The 23,621-nt window shown below is 70.3% G+C and carries 10 protein-coding genes (1 of these 10 cut by a window edge); 5 read left to right on the top strand and 5 right to left on the bottom strand.

All coding sequences use genetic code 11. The features are described 5' to 3' along the window. The first annotated feature begins 60 nt into the window (after positions 1 to 60). The 3 genes from AC0NZN_RS08245 (at position 61) to AC0NZN_RS08235 (ending at position 2,648) form a co-directional block, all read left to right on the top strand. Positions 61 to 495, top strand: coding sequence for a MarR family winged helix-turn-helix transcriptional regulator (locus tag AC0NZN_RS08245; RefSeq protein WP_474591807.1), 435 nt, complete (start codon positions 61 to 63; stop codon positions 493 to 495). A 5-nt stretch (positions 496 to 500) separates the two neighbouring features. Beyond that, the gene (locus tag AC0NZN_RS08240) at positions 501 to 1,760 is read left to right on the top strand and encodes an MFS transporter (RefSeq protein WP_474591941.1); all 1,260 of its coding nucleotides are present in this window, start codon (positions 501 to 503) and stop codon (positions 1,758 to 1,760) included. Positions 1,761 to 1,886: 126 nt separating this feature from the next. Continuing rightward, positions 1,887 to 2,648, top strand: coding sequence for a hypothetical protein (locus AC0NZN_RS08235; RefSeq protein ID WP_474591806.1), 762 nt, complete (start codon positions 1,887 to 1,889; stop codon positions 2,646 to 2,648). 4 nt (positions 2,649 to 2,652) lie between these two features. Here the strand turns inward: AC0NZN_RS08235 and AC0NZN_RS08230 are convergent, their stop codons facing one another. Genes AC0NZN_RS08230 through AC0NZN_RS08220 form a run of 3 tightly spaced genes read right to left on the bottom strand, consistent with a single transcriptional unit; the run spans position 2,653 to position 6,112 of the window. Continuing rightward, positions 2,653 to 3,498 carry a transglutaminase family protein gene (locus AC0NZN_RS08230; RefSeq protein WP_474591805.1) on the bottom strand — a complete coding sequence of 282 codons (846 nt, stop codon included), beginning with the start codon at positions 3,496 to 3,498 and terminating at the stop codon, positions 2,653 to 2,655. After that, a complete protein-coding gene (locus AC0NZN_RS08225; RefSeq protein ID WP_474591804.1) occupies positions 3,495 to 4,427 on the bottom strand; it encodes an alpha-E domain-containing protein in 933 nt (310 codons plus the stop codon). The genes AC0NZN_RS08230 and AC0NZN_RS08225 overlap by 4 nt, the downstream gene beginning before the upstream one ends. Beyond that, positions 4,421 to 6,112, bottom strand: a complete 1,692-nt coding sequence (locus AC0NZN_RS08220) for a circularly permuted type 2 ATP-grasp protein (protein WP_474591803.1) — start codon at positions 6,110 to 6,112, stop codon at positions 4,421 to 4,423. The genes AC0NZN_RS08225 and AC0NZN_RS08220 overlap by 7 nt, the downstream gene beginning before the upstream one ends. Positions 6,113 to 6,253: 141 nt before the next feature. Here AC0NZN_RS08220 and AC0NZN_RS08215 point away from each other — a divergent pair, with 141 nt between their 5' ends. Beyond that, entirely contained in the window at positions 6,254 to 7,921 is a 1,668-nt protein-coding gene (locus tag AC0NZN_RS08215) for a molybdopterin-dependent oxidoreductase (protein ID WP_474591802.1), read from the top strand. A 46-nt stretch (positions 7,922 to 7,967) separates the two neighbouring features. Beyond that, on the top strand, positions 7,968 to 8,810 hold the full coding sequence (locus tag AC0NZN_RS08210; RefSeq protein WP_474591801.1) for an LLM class F420-dependent oxidoreductase: 843 nt from the start codon (positions 7,968 to 7,970) through the stop codon (positions 8,808 to 8,810). Positions 8,811 to 8,819: 9 nt separating this feature from the next. Here AC0NZN_RS08210 and AC0NZN_RS08205 read toward each other — a convergent pair whose 3' ends face one another. Next, entirely contained in the window at positions 8,820 to 11,078 is a 2,259-nt protein-coding gene (locus tag AC0NZN_RS08205; protein WP_474591800.1) for a LuxR C-terminal-related transcriptional regulator, read from the bottom strand. Continuing rightward, positions 11,075 to 23,621, bottom strand: the 3' portion of a protein-coding gene (locus AC0NZN_RS08200; protein ID WP_474591799.1) for a Calx-beta domain-containing protein. It continues 20,309 nt past the right edge of the window; only the last 12,547 of its 32,856 coding nucleotides appear in the window; its start codon lies off the right edge, out of view; its stop codon occupies positions 11,075 to 11,077. Before AC0NZN_RS08200 ends, AC0NZN_RS08205 begins: the two co-directional genes overlap by 4 nt.

Below are 23,621 nucleotides of genomic sequence, written 5' to 3'. Positions count from 1 at the left end.
TGCGGTTGCGCGCTGCCAATTGTTTACTTAGCGCAACTAATGAGTTATGCTGAGGGTCGTATGAGCGCGACGACCGACCTGCAGACGAGCACAGCCACCGACCTGCGGATGGCGACCTTCCGACTCGCACGCCGGCTTCGGGCGCAGCGCGCCGTCGACAGTATGAGCGACGGCCAGTTCGCGGTGCTCGCCGCGCTGAAGATGCACGGCATCCACACCCTCGGCGAACTCGCCGACCGCGAGCGGGTCACCGCCCCCTCGATGAACCGCACCGTCAACTGCCTCGAGGACGCGGGCTACCTCACCCGCACCACCGACGAGGGCGACCGGCGCAAGGTCAACATCGAGCTGACGCCCGAGGGTCTCGCCGTCGTCGAGGAGACGGTGCGTCGCCGCGACGCCTGGCTGGAGCAGGCGCTCGCCGCGCTGAGCGACCAGGAGCGCGCCGCGCTCGCCGATGCAGCCGCGATCTTGCGGAAGGTGGCCGACGCGTGAAGAACATGTTCCGGTCGCTCGGGCTCTTCAACTTCCGCGTGTGGATCATCGGCGCGCTCATCTCCAACATCGGCGGATGGATGCAGTCCACCGCCCAGGACTGGGTCGTCCTCACCGAGCTGACCCACAACGACGCGACGGCGATGGGCGTCACGATGGCGCTCCAGTTCGGGCCTCCCCTCGTGCTCGTCAGCGTCACGGGCTGGGTCGCCGACCGCTTCGAGCGCCGGAAGCTCCTGATGATCACCCAGTCGAGCCTGATGCTGCTGGCCGTCACCGTCGGCGTGCTCCTGCTCACCCACGTCATGACCCTGCCGCTGATGTGGGTCTTCGCTCTCTGCTTCGGCATCGCGAACGCGTTCGACGGGCCCGCCCGCCAGGCCTTCGTCTCCGACGTCGTCTCGCGCGAGAACGCATCGAACGCGGTGGCGCTGAACGCCGCATCCTTCAACATGGCCCGCCTCATCGGACCGGCCATCGGCGGCATCATGATCGTCCTCGTCGGCACCGGCTGGATGTTCATCGTCAACGCGGTGACGTTCCTCGCGATGATCGTGGCCCTGCTCGTGATGCGCCCCGCGGAGCTCATCCCCCGCATCCACAGCCACACCCGCGCGCGCCTGGCCGACGGGTTCCGCTACGTCGCGGGGCGTCGCGACCTCGTCGTGCTGTTCGTGATGGTGTTCCTCATCGCCGCGTTCGGCATGAACTTCCCCATCTTCGCCTCCACGATGGCGCTCGAGTTCGGTCAGAAGGCGGACGGCTACGGCCTCCTCAGCTCCGTCCTCGCGATCGGCTCGCTCGCGGGTGCACTCATGGCCGCCCGCCGCGAGCGGGCGCGGATGCGGGTCGTGACCTTCGCCGCCGGCGGCTTCGGCATCGCCTCGATGATCTCGTCGTTCATGCCGCTGTACGGCCTGTACGCCGTGACGCTCGTGTTCGTCGGCTTCAGCACCGTCTCGATGCTCACGACGGCGAACGGCTACGTCCAGACGACGACCGACCCCGCGCTGCGCGGTCGCGTGCTCGCCCTCTACATGGCGATCCTCATGGGCGCGACCCCGATCGGCGCGCCGATCGCGGGATGGGTCGCCACCGCCTACGGGCCGCGCACGGCGATCCAGCTCGGGGCGACCGTCGGACTCATCGCGTGCGCGATCGGACTCACGACTATGCTGTGGTCGGGTCGCGTCCACCGCGACAGCTCTACCCGATTCGGCGTCGTGATCGACGAGACACGACCGCTGCGGGTCGTCACGAAGTAGGCCACCCGGCCGACGCGACAACGGGGTCGCGCCGGACGGGTCGTCAGGCCGCCGCCGGTATCAGAACCCGCCGCGCCGCCCTCTTCCCTGCGTTGGAATCCACCCGCCAGACCGCAGGAGGTCGACATGCCCGGCACATACAAACTCGGAAAGCTCCCCGCAGTCCCGGGAGCGGTGAAGCTCAAGCTCTCCACGTATCTGGAGAAGCCGCAGCTGCCCACTCCTCCACCCGAGTTCGGGCACGACACCACCGTCGCCCAATGGGAGATGCTCGGCAACGACACCGTCGGCGACTGCGTGATCGCGGGCGCCCTGCACGAGACGATGCTCTGGACGGCGAACGGCAGCACCGTGATCCCGGTGTCCACCGACGCCGCGATCAAGAACTACTCGGCGATCACGGGCTACAACCCGAACGACCCGAACACCGATCAAGGCACCGACCCGGCCAAGGCAGCGAGCTACCGCCGCAAGACCGGCATCCTCGACGCCGCCGGCAAGCGCCACAAGATCGGCGCCTACCTCGCCCTCACGCCGGGCGATGTGCAGGAGCACCTGCTGGCCCTCTACCTGTTCGGCGCGGTCGGTGTCGGCGTCGAATTCCCGCAGAGCGCGATGGACCAGTTCAACGCCGGTAAGCCGTGGGACGTCGTGCCCGGCTCGAAGATCGAGGGCGGCCACTACATCAGCGGCGTCGCGCGCCGGAACGGGATGCTCGTCATCGTCACGTGGGGCAAGGAGCACCCGATGACGGATGCCTTCCTCCAGAAGTACAACGACGAGAGCTACGCGTATGTCTCGGCGGAGTACCTCAAGAGCGGCAAGAGCCCCGAGGGGTTCAACATGGCGCAGCTGAAGGCCGACCTCGCGGCGGTGACGTCCGCCTGACGGATTACGCCTCGCGGGTGATCGTGACCTTGACGTTGAGGGTCGACTTGAACGGGCCGGCGTAGACGCCGCGCAGCGGCGGGACATCGCCGTAGTCGCGACCGCGGCCGACCAGCACGTGCCGGTCGCCGATCTCGATGTTGTTGGTGGGATCGAACCCCTGCCACTCGCCGGCGAACCACTCGATCCACGCGTGGGACTCGCCGGTGACGGCGACGCCGATCTCGGCATTCGGGCGCGGGTGGAGGTATCCCGACACGTAGCGCGCCGGGATGCCGACCGCCCGCAGCGCGCCGATGGCGATGTGCGCCATGTCCTGGCACACGCCCTTGCGCGCCTCCCACGCCTCGTGCGCGGTGGTGCGGACGCCGGTGACGCCGCTCATGTACTCGACGGCATCCCCGATCGCCATCGAGATCTCGTGCGCGGCCATGCCGGGGTCGTCATGCTGCGCGGCGATCGCCTTGGCGATCTCCACGACCTCCTCGTGGGGCCGGGTGCGGCCGGTCTGCGCCATCTGCTCCACCGTGCCGATCGAGCGCTGCGCCTCGCGCGCGAGGCCCTCCCACGTGATGCCCGCGTGCTCGATGGGGCGCGGCCGCACCTCGACGAGCGAGCGCGCGGTGATCGCGAGCAGGCTGTGGGGCGCGATGACGTCGAAGGCCGTGACCCGGGTGCCGAAGTAGTCGACGTAGGAGTTGACCGATGTCGACGGCTCGACGTCGATCGCCGAGCTCAGCACGAACTGGCTGTCGGTGGTGCCGGGCAGCATGCGCGCCTCGTTGTACGACGCCGACACATCGCCCGGGTACGAGAAGCCGGTCGAATGCTCGATGCGGAGGCGCTTCATGAGATCTCTCCGATCCAGCTCGGCTCGGCCTGGGCGGGGAAGAACCGCTGGCGGATCGCCTCCGACGCCTCGCGGGTTACCTTCTGCACCTGATCCATCTGGGCGGGGAGCTCGCTCAGGACCTCGCCCAGCGGGCGGTACTCGAGGTCGTTGCGGATGCGTCCCAGCGCCCGGAGCACCTGATTGGAGTGCCCGACGCGGTCGGCGCGGGGGTCGATGGCGCTCATGCATCCCTCCGCCTGCGAGATGGAGTAGATGATCGAGCGCGGGAAGAGGCGGTCGAGCAGCAGGAACTCCGCGGCGTTGCGGGCACTCGGCGTGCCGCGGTAGGTGCGCAGGTACGCCTCGTACGCGCCGCACGAGCGCAGGATGGTGGTCCACGACGGGCCGGAGGCCTCGGTCAGCGTCCGCGTCGCCAGCAGGCGCGCGGTCATGTCGGCCCGCTCGATCGCGCGGCCGAGGGTGAAGAACTGCCACGCCTCGTCGCGGCTCGTCGAGGTGTCGACGATGCCGACCGCGAGCGCCGCGCGCTCGCGCACCCAGTGGAAGAAGTCGTGCACCTTGTCGATCTGCAGGCGCCGCGGCATCCGCGCGCTCGTCGTGTTGAGGCACTCCCACAGCTCCGTCGAGAGGATCTCGCGCGCGCGGCGCGCATTCTCGCGCGCCGACGTGAGCGAGTACGCGATGCTCGACGGGGTCATGCGGTCGACCGCCAGCCGGGCCAGCACCTGGTCGCGCGTCACGCGCTCGACGTCGTCGGTGAGCGACGCACCCATGACGGCGAGAAGGGAACGGCACGCGGTGTCCTCGTCGATCCACGGGTCCTCGAGCAGGAGCTGCAGCTGGACGTCGAGGATGCGGGCGGTGCCGTCGCTGCGCTCGATATAGCGGCCGATCCAGAACAGGCTCTCGGCGATCCGGCTCAGCATGATGCACCTTCGTTCCGGTCGGAGCCCTGCTGCTGCTGCTCCTCCTGGCGGCGGTTCCTCGCCGGCTGGTCCTGTGGCGAGTGCGCGACCTGATGCACGGGCTCCGGGATGCCGGCGTCCTGTTCGTCGGTCGCCTCCGGGCCGGGCGCCGACGCCTGGTCGGCGACGAGGCCCGCGAGCCCCAGGCCCTGGCCGTACTCGATGTGCGCGGGAGCGATGCCGCCGACGACCCACGTGTCCTTCGATCCACCGCCCTGGCTGGAGTTGACCACGAGCTGACCCTCGGGCAGCGCGACGCGCGTGAGGCCGCCGGGCAGCACCCAGATGTCGTCGCCGTCGTTCACGGCGAAGGGGCGGAGGTCGGCGTGGCGCGGACGCATCCCGTCCTCCACGAGCGTCGGGATCGTCGAGAGCATGACGACGGGCTGCGCGATCCAGCCACGCGGGTCGGCCAGCAGCCTCGTGCGCAGCGCGTCGAGCTCGGCGCGCGACGCATCCGGTCCCACGACCAGCCCCTTGCCGCCCGAGCCGTCGACCGGCTTCACGACGAGCTCGTCGAGGCGGTCGAGCACCTCCTCGAGCGCGGCCGGGTCCTCCAGGCGCCACGTGTCGACGATCGGCAGCAGCGGCTCCTCGGACAGGTAGTAGCGGATGAGCTCGGGCGTGTAGGTGTACAGCAGCTTGTCGTCGGCGACGCCGTTGCCGACCGCGTTCGCGATCGTGACGTTGCCGAGCCGGGCGGCGAGCATGAGTCCCGGGGCGCCGAGCATCGAGTCCGCGCGGAACTGCAGCGGGTCGAGGAAGTCGTCGTCGACGCGGCGGTAGATGACGTCGACGCGCACCGGGCCGCGCGTCGTGCGCATGAAGACTTTGCCGCCGACGCACAGCAGGTCACGGCCCTCGACGAGTTCGACGCCCATGAGGCGGGCGAGCAGCGTGTGCTCGAAGTACGCGGAGTTGTAGACGCCCGGGGTGAGCACCACGACGGTCGGGTCCTCGATGCCGGCGGGAGCCGACGCCTTGAGCGCGGCGAGGAGCTTGTTCGGGTAGTCGCCGACCGGCCGCACCTGCATCGACACGAACAGCTCGGGCAGCGTCTGCGCCATGACCCGACGGTTGGAGATGACGTAGCTCACGCCGCTCGGCACGCGCACGTTGTCCTCGAGGACGCGCATGACGCCCTTCTCGTCGCGGATGAGATCGATGCCCGAGACCTGGATGCGCACGTTGTTGGCGGAATGGATGCCGGCGGCCTGACGGTAGTAGTGCTGGCTCGACGCGATCAGCTGGGCGGGCACGACCCCGTCGCGCACGCAGTTCTGGCGGCCGTACGCGTCGTCGAGGAACGCCTCGAGCGCGCGCACCCGCTGCTTGACGCCGGCCTCGACGTGCGACCACTCGTCGTACTCGATGATGCGCGGCACCGCGTCGAGCGGGAAGGGGCGCTCCTCGCCCGCGAAGTCGAACGTCACGCCCTGGGCGAGGTACGAGCTGGCGAGCGACTCCGTGCGGCCGCGCAGCTCCTCCTGGGTCATCTGCGCGAGGGCCTGATAGAGCTCCTCGTACGCGTCGCGCGCGGGGGCCGCTCCTGCGGTCTCGCCGAACATCTCGTCGAACGCGGGCAGCCCCTGCGGAGTCTTGCGGGGCGCCAGCGTGGAGCCGTAGCCGTCGAACAGGTCACCCATGGAGAACGAGCCTAATGGCGCGCGTGTGACGGCGGTGTTTCGCATCCGTCGCCTGCACGGTCATCGACTCCACCCTGCCTGTCACCGGTCTGTCACCGAATCTCGCGGCCCAGCCACAGCCATGGGACATACGCTGACTGCGTGGACGACTCGCACCCGTCGTATCCGCTCGCGGCTGGGGCCGGCGTGGCGTCCGTCGTGCTGGGCGCCGGCGTCGGAGAGCTCGTCGCGGCGGTCATCGACCCGACCTCCAGCCCCTTCGCCGCGATCGGCTCGGCGCTGATCGATTTCGCGCCGCCGTGGGCGAAGGATGTCGCGATCTCGCTGTTCGGGACGAACGACAAGGCCGCCCTCCTCACCGGCATCGCGATCGTCATGCTGGGGCTCGCCGCGCTCGCGGGCGTCCTGGAGGCGCGCGTGCCTCCGTGGGGCCGCGTGGTCGTCTTCGCCTTCGGGCTCGCCGGCGTCGTCGCGGCGATGACCCGGGCGGATGCCGGTCTCCTGGCGTGGCTCCCCTCGGCCGTCGCGGGCGTGGTCGCCGCCGGCGCGCTGGGCATGCTGATGGTGCGTCTGCGGCGCATCCCCCTGGCCGGCCGGTCGTCGGGCGAGCCGACCCGCACCGTCGCCCAACCCATCGGCGCGCACGCCTCGGTCGACTCGGCATCCCTCCCGACCACTCCACCGCCGACGGCCCCGCCCTCGGCCACGCGTCCGAGTGCGCCGACACCGCCCGACGACGGCACCTCCCGTCGCACGTTCCTCATCTGGACCGGCGGCGCGGCCGCACTCGGCATCCTCGCCGCCGTCGGCGGCACGGTCCTGCGCGGCGGGTCGCGCTCCGTCGCCGCCGTCCGCAACGCCCTGAAGCTGCCCGCACCGGCGAAGACGGCGGCGCCGATCCCGGCGAGCGCGGACTTCCGCATCCCCGGTCTCGCCCCCGTCATCACGCCGAACGCCGACTTCTACCGCATCGACACGGCGCTGATCGTCCCGCAGGTCGACCCGGCGACCTGGAAGCTGCGCATCCACGGTCTCGTCGACAAGGAGATCACGCTCACGTGGGATGAGCTGATCGCTCTGCCGCTGCAGGAGAGCACGACGACACTCACGTGCGTGTCGAACGACGTCGGCGGCAGCCTCATCTCGAATGCGGTGTGGCTGGGCTACCCGATCCGCGAGCTGCTGAGCCGTGCCGGCGTGAAGTCGAGCGCCGACATGGTGCTGTCGACGTCGATCGACGGGTTCACGGCATCCACTCCGCTCGAAGCGCTCACCGACGGGCGCGACGCGATCCTCGCCGTCGGGATGAACGGCCAGCCGCTGCCCGCCGAGCACGGCTTCCCGGTGCGGATGGTCGTGCCCGGTCTCTACGGCTACGTGTCGGCGACGAAGTGGGTGACCGACCTCGAGGTCACGCGCTTCGCGGATGCGTCCGCCTACTGGACGCAGCGCGGCTGGTCGGAGCGCGGGCCGATCAAGCTCGAGTCCCGCATCGACGTGCCGCGCAACGGCGCGTCGGTCACCGCGGGGAACGTGATGCTCGCGGGCGTCGCGTGGCAGCAGCACGTGGGTGTCAGCGGCGTCGAGGTCCAGATCGACGACGGCCCGTGGCAGAAGGCCGAGCTCGCCACCGCGATCTCCGACGACACGTGGGTGCAGTGGCGGCTGCCGTGGACGGCGACGTCCGGCTCGCACACCGTCCGCTGCCGGGCGACGAGCGCGGCCGGTGAGCAGCAGACCAGCACACAGGCGCCCCCGGCTCCCGACGGTGCGTCAGGATGGCATCAGGTCGCGGTGACGGTGGTGTGATCGCGCCCCCACCGCGCTTCTCCCCGACGACGACGGAAGGAATGCGATGACGGCTTGGAGCGACACCGTCGGGACCGTGGGCGTGTGGCGCGGATTCACACAGGTGGATGCGGCCTTCGCCTCCGAGATCGAGAGCCTCGGCTACGGCGCGCTGTGGCTCGGCTACTCGCCCGGCGCCGATCTCGAGGCCGTGGAGCGGATGCTCGACGCCACCGAGCGGCTGCACCTCGCGACGGGCGTCGTGAACATCTGGAAGGCGGATGCGGCGGAGGTCGCCGCATCCTTCCACCGCATCGAGGCGAAGCATCCCGGGCGGTTCCTCCTCGGCATCGGGTCGGGACACCGCGAGGCGACGCCGGAGCGGGTGCGCCCGCTGGACGCGATGAACCGCTACCTCGACGTGCTCGACGCGCATGACGTGCCCGCGCAGCGGCGGGTGATCTCGGCGCTCGGTCCGCGGATGCTGCAGCTCGCCGCCCAGCGCAGCGCCGGGACCCATCCCTACCTCACCATCCCGGCGCAGAGCGGCGAGCAGCGCGCGGCCCTCGGTGACGGCGTGCTCGTCGCCCCCGAGCAGACCGTGGTTCTCGACACCGACCGGGAGAGGGCCCGCCAGTCCGCGCGCACCTTCCTCATGCGCTACCTCGGCATGTCCAACTACGCGAACACCATGCGCCGCGGTGGATTCACCGATCAGGACGTCGCGTCGCCGGGCAGCGACCGGCTCGTGGACGAGATCGTGTCGCAGGGGGATGCGGCGGCCCTCGCCGCCCGCATCCGTCAGCACCTGGATGCGGGTGCAGACCACGTATCGGTGCAGGTCGTCCCCGCCCGCGACGACGCCCTGCCCGCCCTGCGCGCGATCGCCGCGGAGCTCCGCCTCGCCTGACCCGTCCGGTCAGTCGTGGGTGCCGACGAGACCCTGCCGCACGGCGACGACGGCGGCCTCGGCACGGGTGTGCACGCCGAGCTTGCGGTAGATCGCCTGCGAGTGGTGCATCACGGTCTTCGGTGTCAGCCCGAGGGCGTCGCCGATCGCCTTGTTGCTGGCACCGCGCGCCAGCTCGACGAGGACGTCCCGCTCGCGGGGCGTCAGCGTGCTGCTCCCCGTCGGAGGGGCGCCGTCACGGACCACGTCGACCGTGCGAGAGAGCTCCTCGGCCAACGCACGGCCGGCCATGACGGCATCGCCGAGCGTCCACGCGGACGCCTCCTGAACGGCTCGCTCCACGTCACGCGCGGTCAGCGCCTCACGCCCGCGGTCGATGCGGTCGCCCGCGGCTCCGAGCGCGATCGCGGCCGCCCGCGGGGAGGTCCCGCGCAGGGCCTCCTGGAGCCGAACAGCCGCGAAGACCTCATCGCCCGCGGCGGCCCCGGCGGCGATCACCGCGAGGGCGCCGACCGTCGCCGCGGCGGCCTCCGAGCCGCCGCGGGACTCGACGAGGCGCAGGACCTCCGCAGCCGCGCGCAGGGCTTCCGCGGTCTCTCCGCGGTCGAGGCGCGAGGCGGCGAGCTGCGTGAGGATCCGCGCTTCGAGGTGCCGGTCGCCGAGCCGGCGCGCATCGGCGAGCAGGCGGGGCAGGCCGAGGGGACCGGATGCATCGGCGACCTGGGCCGCCAGGCGCACCTCGGCCGCGAGCACTCCGCGCGACGAGCCGGGGCTGCGCAGCAGCTCGCGAGCCTGCTCCATGGTCTCGAGAGCGGCATCGGTGCGCCCGCGCCGGGCCTGCAGCACCGCCTCCCACGCGTGCAGGGGCGCGCGCACCGAGGGATCCGCCTCGAGCGTCAGTGCCGGAACGATGAGACGCTCCGCCGCGGCGGGCTCGCCGGCATCCACGAGTCCCTCGACGGCGTATCCCACAGCCAAGGCGGTGAGGGCCGGATCGCTTTGGGCATGCGCCTCGGCGACGCCCGCCAGTGCACGGCCGATGAGCGGACCGTGTGACGTCGGAAGATCGACCGCGTGCTCGGTGGACAGGCGCGCCGCGCGCAGCTGCGCCTGCAACCGCAGCGCAGGCGAGGCCGCGGTGCCTGCCGCGTCGCGGCGCCGGTCCAGTCGCGCGGCGGCAGTCCCATCCCACTGCAGCGACAACGCCGCGACAGCGATGCCCGTCTCGAGCTCGAGGGCTCCGACCTCGTCGCCGACCGCAGCCAACTGTTCCGCGGAGTCGCGCAGCGCCTCCGCATCACCGGAGAGACGGGCCAGGGCCCGCTCGTCCTCGCCCGCCACGGAGAGGCGGGCGGCGTCGATCGCCACCGACCGGTAATGCCGGACGACGGCCATGCGCGCGGCGCGGGGTGTGGTCGTCGCCTCACGCGAGATCTCGCGCAGGGCACGCGGCACCGCGAAGCGCGGATCGCCCGCCCCGGGCGTCGAGCGGACCAGCACACCCGCGGTCATCAGGTGCGCGAGCCCCGTCAGCACGGCCCCTTCGCTGCGGCCGAGCACGGCGACGGCGGCAGACACCGTGAAATCCGCGGGCAGCGCCGACAGGCTCGCCAGCAGGACCTGATCCGTGTCCGGCAGCTCGTCATACGTGCGCGTGATCGCCCCCCGCAGCGTGCGGTCATCGGGCAGCACCACGTCGCCGAGCACGTCGAGCAGTCGGGCCTCGCCCAGCCGGCGCAGCAGATGCTCCGGCGGCACAGCCTCCGACAGCGCGGCCGCCGCCTGGACGGCCAGAGGGAGTCCGCTGAGCTCCACGCACAGCGCCGCGACCTGGGCAGGGTCGAGCTCGCTGCGTCGTCGGGCTGCGACCGCCTCCATGAACAGCGCGACGGAGTCAGGCTCGGGTGCGAGGCGCTCCAAGCGGTAAGCCCGCTCGCCCGGCATGCGCAGCGGCGCCAGCGACGTCACGATGACCTGGGCTCCCGGCCGGCGCTGCAGCGTGCAGCTGGTCAGCTGCCGCGCGCGCGACACGCTGAGATCGGGCTCATCCACGACGAGGAGCGCCCCCTCGGGCGCCCGGTCATCGCCGGCGTCGCGCACCGCGATGTGCTCCCGAGCGATGGCGGCCCGGTCCACGACCTCCCGGACGAACCGGGTCTTGCCGATGCCGGACGGTCCGATGATCGTCAGGATCGGCACCGGCGACGGCCCGAAGAGCAGGTGCTCCACGCGCGCGACGTCGCCGTCACGGCCGATCAGGGAACTCACGAAGGCATCTCCAGGCGCGCACGGCGACGCCGTGCGGACGCGAGGAGCAGCAGCGCGCAGGCGCCGGCCGCGACCGCGAGGGGCCCTCCGACCGGCGCGCCCACGTTCGCGGCGGGCGCGGATGCACCGAGGTTGCTCATCTGCGGGAGAGCGACATCAGCGGCGTGAAGCGGCAGCACCACGGCCGCCGACCTCGGGACGACGGCGACGGCGGCGGCGACACTCGAGTGAGCCGACGCCGGTGCCGCGCCGGCGACCACCAGAGGCAGCACACGGCGGACGCCCGGCGCGAGCGTCGGCAGCATCACGTCGCCGTAGCGGGCGGATGCACCGTGCTCGAGGCCGAGCACGTGGCCGAGCTCATGCTGGAGGACGCTGAGGAGGTCCATGCGCCCAGCCTGGACCGCGGCGCCTATGGACCAGCCCCATCCGGCTGCCGTCGCATCCACGTAGATCGTGTCGCCCACGGTGTCCGCGAGCTCCGCACCCGGAAGATCGGTCACCACCAGCCGCACCCGCGCCAGGGTCTCGCCGGCGGCGCCCGCGGCGACCCAGGCCGCCCGCGCCTCGCGGAGCACGACAGCGGCGGCACCCGCGTCCAAGGTCCGGGTCGTCGGCGACGCGGCCACTGACACGGCCAGCAGGCTCGTGCCGGAGATCGTCACCGTTCCGTTGACGAGGGTGGCGCCGGACGGAGTCGGGTTCGAGAGCTGGAGGGTGAAGTACTTGCTGAGCGATCCTGCGGCGTGGGCGAGGATCGTGATGCTGACCGACTGGCTCGTCGTCCCCGGAGCGAAGGTGAGAGTCGTCGTCAGCTTCTGGTAATCGGTGCCCGCCTGGGCGGTGCCGTCGACGGTCGTGAGGGTCACGGTCACCGGGGTCGCCGACACGGCCGCCAGCTTCACCGTGACGGTCACCGCGCCGTTCTTCTTCGTCGGCACGGCGATCGAGCCGCCGGCGGCCGTGATCGTGACGGTCGGTGCGACGGGGGCCGCGATGGTGACGACGCCCGTGCCCGTTCCGATCGACATGCCGACTGGGCTCGACAGCACGACGCTGAAGGTCAGGTTCCCCGAGACCCCGGTGCGACCGTCGACGTACACGGTCAGGGTCGCGGTGGTCTGGCCGGCGCTGAAGGTCAGCACGCCGGAGCCGACCTCGTAGTCGAGGCCTGGTGTCGCGGTCCCCGCCACCGTGGACCAGGCGATCGTCGAGCCGTCGGCGACCGGTCCGGACAGAGTGACTGTGAGCGTCACCGCCGTCTGGCCGGAGGTCGGCCGCGTGACGGTCGCGTTGCCGATGCTCGCCGCCGGAGCGACGGTGCCGGGCGACGTGAGAGTGGCGCCGAGGTTGTTCCAGGCGTTCAGGGCGATCTGCAGGTTGTTGATCGTGGTGGCGTCCCCGCTCGCGAGCGCGGCGTCCACGGCCGCGACGAGAGTGCTCGCGGTCCACGGGTAGTCGATCAGGGCGCTCGTGGTGTTCAGGAGCGCGGCGACCGCGGCACGCATCAGGGCGTCGACCCCGCCGCCGCCGTTGCCGAGCGCCTCGAGGAGCGTCTCGTTCGCCTCCGCCGCGGGCATCGGTCCGAAGATCGACGACACGAGCTGGTCGTTGGTGAAGATCGGTCGGCCGCTGCTGTCGGTCGGCCACAGGGTCGGGTGGTTCTTCCAGTAGCCGGGGGTGAGGCCCTGACCCGCTCCCGTGAGGCCGTAGTAGCCGGCGACGTCGGTGCCGGATGCGGTCTGCCCGGTGGTCGGCTGCGTCGCGCGCACCGTGCCCGTGTTGAGGTACGGGCCCGCCTGCACCGTCGTCGTCGCACGGAACAGCCACGTCTCGCCGATGTCGAGCAGGCAGTTGCCGTTCGTGTCGCCGACGTCGCACGGGTGCGCGGCATCCGTCACCGGCTGGGCGATGAAGTCGTCCGCCGTGTTGCCCGGCGTGCCGTTGTCGTCGGTCACGCTGTCGATGTGCACCGGGGCGTTGCCGGTGTTGGTCACGAGGTACGTCCACACCGCCGTGGTCCCCACCAGCAGCGCGCGGGCCGGCTGGGTGTTCGCATCCTCGATGGAGGTCGGGTGCCACGGGTCGAGCGCGTCGACCGCCTTGATGATCTTCACGGCGGGCACGACCCCGAGCGAGTAGTTCAGGTCGTCGTCCCACACGGTCCCGCCGGACGAGGTGCCGCTCACGCGGACCACGTTGACGAACGGGCCGTACGCCGCCGTTTGCGAGGCCGTGTAGATCCAGACCTCGCCCGGGTCGAGCACGTTGTCGTGGTTGGCGTCGCCGACGTTGAAGCCGCCCGAGAGGACCGGGGTCGGCGCGAAGTCGTCGGCCGTGTTCCCCGGCGTGCCGTTGTCATCGATGATCGTGATGTTCGTGAGCGGCGTGGCCGTGGTCGTGCTGACCTGATAGGTGTACGTCCCGGTCGCGCCGCGGGCGATGAGAACCGGCGTGCCCGGATCGCGCGACGGCCGGCCGTTGAGGAGCTTCACGACCTGGATGCCGGCATCCGTGCCGTAGAGATTGGCCACGTCGCTCGCGCAGAGGTTCGCGGCGGGGTTCGAGGTGCAGGTCGATGACGGGTGCGGCTCGCCCAGCACCGAGGCGAAGACCGTCGCGGTGTTCGTGTAGGGGCCGCGCGCGACGATGCCGGACGCGGAGTACAGCCACGTCTCACCCGGGTCGAGCACACCGTTCTGGTTGGCGTCGCCGACCACGAAGCCGTCCGGGGACATCACCGGGGAGGCGTCGAACGGAACGCCGCCGCCGTTGTCGTCGGAGACCTCCCACACGTCGAGCGGCGTGCTGCCCAGGTTCGTCACGAGGTAGGTCCACGTCACGGTGCTGCCCACCTGCAGGATGACGCCCGGGGCGTAGTTCGCGTCCTCGTACGCGGTCGGGTGCAGCGGGTCCTTCGCGTTGACCGCCTTGGTGATGGCGATCTTGTCGATGGCCCCGAACCAGTGGCTCTGGTCGGTCGCGGTGGTGGTCGTGCCGAGGTGCGGCTCGGTCGCGGTCACCGTGACGGTGTTGCCGAACTGCCCCGCGACGACGCTGCGGCTGACGACTCCGGCGGAGGTGTACAGCCAGACCTCGCCCGGGTCGAGCAGGCCGTTGCCGTTCGCGTCGCCCGAGACGTAGCGCGGGGTGAAGTCGTCTGCCGGGTTGCCGGGTGTTGCGTTGTCGTCGGTGATCGTCCCGACCTTGAGCGGCGTGTTGCCGCGGTTCGTGACGCGGTACGTCCAGGTGAGCGCGGTGCCGACCGGCAGGTACTGCTCCGGGTTCGTCGTGTCGGCCTCTTCGGCAGCGGTCGGGTTCAGCGGGTCGGCCGCATTCGTCGCCTTCTTGACGACCAGGGAGACCACGGTGCCGTCATAGCACGCGAGGTCCTGCGACGCGTAGGGGGTGCCGCCCGATACCGCCGAGATGGTGACGGTGTTGCAGTTCAGCCCGGCCTGCGCGGTGCCGGTCGACGAGGTGAACAGCCACACCTCGTTCTTGTCCAGGATGCCGTTGCCGTTGTTGTCGCCCGACACGTAGACGGGGTGGAAGTCGTCGGCCGGGTTGCCCGGGGTGCCGTTGTCGTCGGTGATCGTGAGCGACGCCATCGTGAAGGTCGCGTTGTTCACCGTGGAGACGAGGTAGGTGAAGACCACCGACGCTCCGGCGCGCACGTACAGCGGGTTGGCCGGGTCGTTGGCATCCTCGGCCGCCGTCGGCGCGGTCGGCTTGGCCGCGTTGACCGCCTTGTGGATGACGATGCCCGCCTTAGTGCCCGTGTAGTAGGTCGGGTCGGTCGACGACACGCCGGGAGCGCCGGCGAGGGTCGGCGTGGCCGTGACGCTCGAGTTGTCGAGCTGGGGGCCGGACAGCGCGGTCAGCAGCTTGACGCCCGACGAGGTGTAGAGCCAGGTCTCACCCGGGTCGAGGATGCCGTCGTTGTTCTTGTCGCCGATGTTGTGCACGCCGTCGGCGCCGAGAACCGCCTTGGGGCTGAACCCGTTGGTGACGTCGGTCACCACGACGTTGGTGAGCGACAGGAATCCGTCGTTGACAACGAGGTACGTGTAGACGACGGCGCTGCCGATGGTCAGGTACGGGCCGGGTGCGGCGTTCGCGTCCTCGGAGACCGTCGGGGTCTGCGGGTGCAGGGCGTTCACGGCGGTGTGGAGGGTGACGTGCGCGCCGGCGCCGGTGTAGCTCGCGGTGTCGGTGGCGGTGAGGATGCGACCCGCGGCCGTCAGCGTCGTCACGATCGCGGTGTTCGTGTGCGTGCCGAGAAGAGCGGTCGTCGTGTAGCGGTACAGCCACTGCTCGCCCGCGTCGAACGAGCCGTTGCAGTTGACATCGCCGACGTTGTACGTCCCGCCGTTGCAGGACTTCGTCACCGGGACGATGCCGCCGCTTGCGAGGGAGACGTCATCCGCCGTGTTCCCCGGCGTCCCGTTGTCGTCGACGATGCTCTGGATCAGCATCGGCGCCGCGCTGGAGTTGACGACCAGGTAGGTGAAGCTGAGGGTCGACCCCTGGGCGACGGTCGGCCCAGGTGCTGCATTGGCGTCCTCGGGGACCGTGGGATGCGTCGGGTCGACGGCGTTGACGGCCTTGATGAGCGTGAGCCCGGTGGTGCCGAAGTACCATGCCGCGTCGAAGGCGTAGAAGGTGCCCGTGCCGTCGGTCGCCACGGCGGTGGCGGTGTTCTCGTTCCAGCCCGCTGCCGCGGTGGTGGGTGCGCCGACGGCGCCGCGCGAGGTGTACAGCCAGGTCTCGCCGGCATCCAGCAGGCCGTTGTAGTTCACATCGCCGACGTTGTACTGGTGGCCGAGGTAGCTGACGAGCATCGCCAGCGGCGTCCAGTCATCACTGGTGTCGGCGTTGGTGCCGTTGTCGTCGGTGATCGAGACGATCGTCAGGCCGGTGGCCGACACGGTCGTGATGCGGTAGGTGAAGACGATGGGGGCGCCGACTGCGACTCGCGGCGCCGTGGCCTGGGTGTCCGCCCGCTCGATGAGGGTCGGGGTCAGCGGGTTGACGGCGTTGATGTCCTTGCCGAGCTGCAGCAGCGTCGGCGATGCCGTGTAGTTGGACTGCGCGGCGGCGCCGACGAGCACGCTCGTCACGGGCTCGAGCGCGGTGACCGTCACGGTGTTCTCGTGGGTGCCCGCGAGAGCTGCCGTCGGCGCGCCGGCCACCCCGGCCGACGTGAACAGCCACGTCTCACCCGGGTCGACCAGGCCGTTGCCGTTGGCGTCTCCTGAGACGTAGACGGGATGGAAGTCGTCCGTCGGATCGTTCGGGGTGCCGTTGTCGTCCGTGATCGACACGATCCGCAGGGCCCTGGTGCCCGGGGCGGTCACGAGGTAGGTGAACACCAGCCGGCCGCCGACGGTGAGGATGACGCCCGGCGCCACCTGCGCCTGCTCGACCTGCGTCGGGTGCAGCGGGTCGACCGCGTCGATCGCCTTCGTGACCGCGATGACGACACCCGGGTTGCACGGGCAGCCGACGCCGAGGTCGACGAGACCGCGGTAGTCGATCTGCACGCCGGGGACGTTGCCGGGCTGCGGGTCGCGCGGCCCGCCGTGCTGCGCGTTCCAGTACGAGTCCTGCGGGGTCGACAGCGCGAGCTCGTCGAGCGGCGAGTTCGGCACGAAGGTCATGTCCTCGCCGCCGGCGACCGCGAGCGCGCGGAGGAAGTCGCGGATCCACGGGCTGAAGCTGCGGTTGACGACCGGGGCGCCGAACGGGCTGAACGGAACGATGAAGCTGTTGAACTCGCCGGTCCAGTCGTACATGCGGGCCCGGCCCGTGTCGGCGATGAGCACGTCGCGCCCCGCGCCGCCGTAGGCGAACGTCGGGTCGGACCACAGCGCGTCCTCGGGCACGCGGTTGTGCTCGCCATCCGTCTCGAGGTTCTGCGAGGACTGCAGCAGGTCGTCGCCGAAGCCGCCGAACAGCCAGTTGGTGTCGGTGCCGCCGACGAGCCAGTCGTTGCCGTTGTCGCCGTAGATGATGTCGCAGCCGTCGTTGCTCTTGATCGGGTGGCCGGCGGCGTCCAGCATCGGAGCGCCGTTGGCGTCCAGGACATACGGCGTGAAGTTGAGGAAGAAGTCGACCTTCTGGCCCGAGGCGCACGTGCCGTCCACGCCGACCTCCTTGACACCGCTCGTGCAGTCGTAGATCTTGGACCACGGGTCATCGGCGTTGTAGTCGGCGAACTTCGTGGTGGCCGGGTTGTACAGAAGCGGGTTCGTCGGGTCGATGCCCCATGCGCTGAGGATCTGCGCCTGCGGGATGTCGGAGTAGTAGAACGGCAGCGCCTCGGCGCCAGAGATGGCGTCGTCGCCGCCCTCGCCGTGGATCCAGTCGTTGCCGAGCCCGCCGTAGACGATGTCGGCATAGCCCGAGGCTGTCGGGTCGGACGCGTTGTACCCGAGCAGTCGCGCCTCGTTGAACAGGTCGCCCGTCTGGAACGTCAGCGCCTGGGTGTACGGGCCGGGGATCGACTGCAGCACGTTCGTGGCGTTCGGCGCGGTGAGGTCCCACAGCGGCTCGGTGAGCCCGTTGCGGCTGACGTTGAAGTAGCCGTCGTCGCCCAGGATGCGGTCATCCCCGGTGCCGCCGTAGATGCGGTCGTTGCCGGTGCCGCCGATGATCGTGTCGTCCTGGCCGTCGCCGGCGAGCACGTCGCTGCCGGTCTCACCGAGGATCACGTCGTCCCCGGCTTCGCCGTGCACCAGGTCTGCGGCGCCGATGTCGGACGCGCCCTGAATGCCGATCGTGTAGTCGAGATAGGTGTAGGCGCGCGGGATGATCGTCTCGAGCGTCGAGTACGTGTCGTAGTTGAAGGTCAGGAACGACAGCTGCGTCTTGGGCTTGCCGTTGGCGTCGGTCGTCGCCGAGCCCTTCGCACCGACGAGCTGGTAGATGTTGCCGTTGTCGGCCATGATCACGTCGGCGTCGTGGGCGTGTCCCTGTGCCGACAGATCGCCGGGGTCGTTGATGCCCGTGCGGGTTCCGGCACCGCCGTAGATCGTGTCGCTGCCGTCCGGACGCTGGTCGCGGGCCGTGAGCCCGAACATCGACGAGCTTCCCCCGACGAGGTCGTCCTGGCCGAGACCGCCGTACAGCACGTCATTGCCGGCGTTGCCCTCGATGTAATCGCGGCCGTCGGTGCCCGGGCCGGCGTAGTCCTCGACGGACCGGCGCGGGTCGATGACGGTGTCGCGCGTCTGCACGTCGATCGTGATGCGGCCGGAGTCGTCGATCACCGATCCGTCGCCCTGCACCCAGTCGTTGCCGCCCTGGCCGAAGATCACGTCGTTGCCGGCGCCGCCCGCGATGTCGGAGTCCGACGACGTGCCGGCCGGCGGAGTGAAGCTCTGGTCGTACAGGCTGATCGAGCGGACGTATACGCCGTTCGGGTCGGCCTGGTAGCCGTAGTCGGTGCATCCCGCCGCCGTGAAGCCGTTCGCGTCGATCCACTGGCACGGCATCGACGAGCCACTGAGGTTCGACCCGAGGATGTTCGCCGCGCCCGTCGTCGTGTTGAAGATGTCGGTGCCCGTGAGCACACGGAACCGCGGGCTGTACGTGCTGCCGGTCCGCAGGATCGTCGCGTTGTCGCCGGCGATCACGTCATTGCCGGCGCCGCCGTCGAGGTAATCGCCGTAGACGCACGAGCTCGAGGTGACGCAGGCGCTGTGGCCGCCGTCATAGCCGCCGGTGCCGTCGAACACGTCGCCGTACGCCACGTGGCCCGAGCTGAAATCGACGCCGCCGTTGTAGCCGCCCGCGCCGCCCGAGTTCGCGACACCGAGGATCGGGGCACCGGTGTTGCCGCCGACGATGTCGTCGTCGCCGCTGTCGCCCGAGATGCGGTCGGAGCCGGCGCCGCCGATAAGGATGTCGTCGCCGGTGCCGCCGCTGATGAGGTCGTTGCCCCAGTTGGCGGTGCTCTGCGTGTCGATCGAGGTCCAGCTGAACGTGTGGTCGTTGAGTGCGACGTTGAACGGCAGCCGGGACGCGTCGATGCGGCAGTACGGGTTGTCGAGAGCCGGGTCGCCGGGAGCCGCGTGCGCGGACGGCTGCGTGCAGTCGACACGGCCGAAGTCGCCGAACACGAGGTCGTTGCCCTCGTTGCCCGCGATGGTGTCGCCACCGCCGCCGCCGAGCACGATGTCGTTGCCGAGGTTGCCGTTGATGGTGTCGCCGACGCCGTTGGCCTGCTCCACGGTGGCGAGGTGCATGAGCTGACCGGTGGTCTGGATGCGCTGCAGCCGCAGGTTCTGCTCGATGTAGGTCTGCGTGGACTGATCGAGCAGCCACTGACGCGCGTCCTGCACATCCTGCGTGACGACGCCGTGGTCGCCGAAGATGACGTCCTGGTTGTCGGCATTGGCCACGGCGGTGCTCGGTGCAGAGCCCGCGCCCTCGCCCCAGATCGTGTCGTGTCCGGCCAGGAGGCTGTCCGCATCCGGCGTCGTGCTGGTGTTCGCCGTCGGAACCGTGAGGACCCGAGTCAGCACGTCGACGTTGACGCCGGAGTCGCCGTAGATGAGGTCCTGGCCGCGCTCGCCGAGGATCGTGTCGTTGCCGGAGCCGCCCGCGAGGATGTCGCCGGTCTGGCTGCCGATGATCGTGTCGTTGCCCGCGCCGCCGTAGGCGACGATGCCGATGGTCGGGAGGTTCGAGCTCGGGAGACCGGCATCCAGGGCGCTCGCGTCGATGACGTCGTTGCCGGCATACGTGAACGACTGGGCCACCGGGAAGACGAAGTCGGGCGCGTTGCCGACCGGCTCGATCGTCGGCTTCGGGCCGAAGTCGTGGCCGGACTGCGTGCTGAGGCCACCGGAGTACCAGATGCCGTCCTGGCTCGTGTCGCCGTAGACGACGAGCGGTGAGGACGGTCCGGGCGATCCGGCGCCCTGGCCGCCGCCGTTCAGCACCGTGATGTGGTCGCCGCCGATGCGGGCGTAGCCGGTGTTCGCCTGCAGCGTGTCGTAGATCGACACGGCCACGCGGTGGTCGTCGGTGCCGAGTTGGCCCGCTGCGAGCGTGCCGCCCGAGACTGTGAGCGTCGCGCCGCTGATCGCCGTGATCGTGAACTGTCCGGCCGTGAAGCCCGGGACGTTGATCTGCTGGCCGACGGCGAAGCCCTCCTCCGCCCACGTGCGCCCGTCGTTGCGGGTGATGGTGTTGGCCGTGAGTGTGAAGGTGCCGACCACCTGCAGCAGGCGGTCACCGCCGCCCTGTACGACGGTGAGGACGCCCGCGAGAGACGGGATGCCGGTCGTCAGCTTGTCGTCGATCGGCTGATCGGGGCCCGCGATGAGCGTGCTCGCGACGGTCAGGGTGTCGTTGCCCTGGCCGAGCATGACGTTCAGCACCTCGATCGTGCTCTTGGAGGCATCCGTGCTGTAGGCCCCGGTCTGCGGGTCGACGACAATCGTGCCGTAGCTGATGCCGCCGGGGAACGAGGCGGGCTCGCCGAAGGCCGTCGCACCGGCGAAGTGCAGGTCGCCCGTCATCCCGAACCCGGTGAGGGCGGTGGAGGTCATCGTGCCGGTCTGGTCGGCGTGCGCGCCGTCGTCGTAGATGTTGAGGACGTCGATCTGACGGGCCTCGGACGGCTGCTGCGCGATGCCGAACGGCGGCGTGTTGAACTCGGCGGGGTAGAGCACCGCTCCGGTGAGCTCGTGGTGCTCTCCGCTGGTTCCGCCCTCGACCTGGAGCGGTCCGCGAATGGCGAGGCCGAGATCGTGCGGCTGCTTCGGGAACGTGATGATGTTCTCGCGGCCCGCCGGGATCGTGAAGGCCGGGTCGGCGCTCACCGTCACGGTGACCGGCATCCACCAGTTCGTCGCGTCGAACGTGATCGTCGGCGCGTACTCGGTCATCGTGATGGAGCCCGCCGAGAACGACGGTGCCGTCGTGAAGCTCATGCGCGAGAGCGTCGGTCCGGTGATCGCCTGGATCTTGTAGAGGCTGCCGCCGACCATGACGAGCTGACCCTCGAGGAAGCCGTCATCCAGCCAGCTCTTGCCGTCGGTGCGGGTGATCACGCCACCCGCGAGCGACACCGGGCCGGTGAAGGTCTTCGCGCCGCCGACGACCGGCAGCAGGCACACCTTGCCGAGCGTTCCACCGGAGCAGTCGGAGAGCGCGATGCTCACCTGGCCGTCGCCGACGATCGCGATCTTCACCGGTGCCGTCGGCGCCTGCGTCAGCCGGACCGTGTAGGTGTCGGTGCCGCCGCCGATCGGGACGAGCGTCGACCCGCCGGACTGGTGCACGTACACGCCCGGGGTGTTGTCGTCGTAGACGAGCACGTCGAGCGCCGACGTCAGGCCGGTGTACTTCGGGTCGGTCGTGGATGCGACCGCGAAGTTCAGCGTCGTGTAGCTCGGGTCCTCGGGGTGGTAGTCGTTCACGGCGGCCACCGTGATCAGGAGCGGCGTGCTCCAATCGGTGAGGCTGTTCGTGAACTTCACGGTGTAGGTCTGGACGCCGCCCACGATGGGGCCGATCTTGAACCGTGAGTCGAGCGACGACAGGATGAGGCGCGCGTCGGTCGGGGTGATCGAGAACGTCACGTCACCCGCGGGCCGGCTCGGCAGCGTGAGCGAGAAGCTGTCGGTCAGCTGCGTCGTCGGCGAGCCCTTGATGACGGTCGTCGTCGTGTCGGTGCCGCCGCTGCCGTCGAGCTGCGTGATGTCGAGGCCCGGGGTCAGGTTGTCGTGGACGGTGACCTCGACGTTGCGCACGACGGCGAAGTCGTACGTCGGGTCGGCGCTGACGACACTGTGGCTGACCGCGACGACGATGTCGCCCTGCGGCTCGGTGTCGTTCGCGGCCGCGATCCACACGGTCTGCGGGGTGTCGTAGTCGTCCGGCGTGAAGTGGAGCACGAGCGAGCGGTTCGCGAGCGACGCACCCTGGCCGTCGAGCATCAGCGAGCGGTAGAACGCGGATGCGGAGCCGCACTGGGCCGCCGTGCCGCTGCACAGGTACACCGTGTCGGCGCTCAGGCCCGCGGCATCCGGTCGCTGATCCTGCGGCGCCATCGACGCGCTGACCGTGATCCACACGTCGCTCGTCGGCTTGGTGTTCAGGACGACGGTGTAGCTGTCGAGGGTGCCGATGAGGCTCGTCGAGATGTCGCTGCGGCTGACCGCGCTGAACCCGCCGGACTCGGCGATGATGACGGCGCCCTGCGACGGCCGCGAGACCGAGACCGGGACACCGGGCGCCACCACGTTCTGGTAGTTCGGGTCAGCCGACGAGACGAGGTGGTTGATCGTCGAGCTCGTGCCCTCGATGTCCTTCGCGTAGACGTCGCCCACGACGTCGCTCGCCACGTTGACGATGTCGCTGCCGAGGCCGCCGAGGACCCGGACCGCGACGTTCGGCGGCGTGGAGAGCACGTCGATCGTGTCGTCGCCCTGCAGGGCATCCACCTCGATGACCTGGATGTTGCGGTACGTGACCTGGATGCCGGCCCCGTAGATGCCGCCGGTCGTGATGACGATGTGGTCGGCGAACTCCGTGCCGAGGACGACGAGCTTGTTGAAGCCGCTGCCGCCGTCGACCGACACCGGCGCGTTGATGTTGTACATCACCTGGTTGTTGCCGCCGCCGGTGCGCACATCGGTCTGCGCTGCGGTGGAGACTCCCGAGACGAGCACCGGGCTCGGCAGGACGCCGCTGACCGTCGCGCCCGCGAAGGTGCCGCTCACGGGCAGGGCGACCGAGACCGTGATCGTGGATGCCGTCACGGCGGTGATCACGTACGGGATGCCGGGCTGCAGAGCGAGGCTGCAGGCGACCGGGGTCGTGAGGTTGTCGTCGCACGTGGCGGTGCCGGCGAGGGCGATGGTGTTGCCGACGAGGAAGCCGTCGGTGAGGAAGCTGCCGCCGTCGGTGCGGGTGATCGTGTTGCCGCTGACCGTGAGGCTTGCGCGGGTCAGCGGTCCGGACGAGAGCGAGACGGTGAAGGTGCCGCCGACCGCGAGAGGAGCGGTGGTCGTCTGCTTCAGGTCGAGTGTGAGGGTGGATGCCGTCACCCCGGCGATCACGTACGCCGTGGCCGCCCGGTTGTCGTCGGCGGTGCCGGTGCCCTTGAGGACGAGCGTCTGGCCGACCGCGAAGCCGTCGCTCAGGAAGCTGCCGCCGTCGATGCGGGTGATGGTTCCGGGGGCCGTGACCTGCACCGCACCGGTGAACAGCGGGCCCATGATGATCGTGCCGTCGGCGGTCGTCTTGGCCAGCGCGAAAGCCTGCACGAGGAAGATGTCGTTGCCGTCGTCGCCCTCCAGGCGCACGGGGGCGTGGTTGGAGTAGACGGCGAAGCTGTCGTCGCCCGACCCGCCCTCGGCGACCAGCGGGGCGCTGTTGCCCACGGACAGGTAGCCGCGCGTCGTGGCGATCGTCGCGAAGTACTGCGGCGGCGAGAGGCCGCTGTAGGTCTGGTCGCGGCGCATGCCGTACAGCTGGCCGATCTGGAACGTGTCGTTGCCCAGACCGCCGTCGAGGGTGGTG

The sequence above is a fragment of the Microbacterium sp. sgz311019 genome (assembly GCF_056135325.1).
Note: the sequence above shows the minus strand (reverse complement) of the source record. Positions and strands in the feature narration are given on the sequence as shown.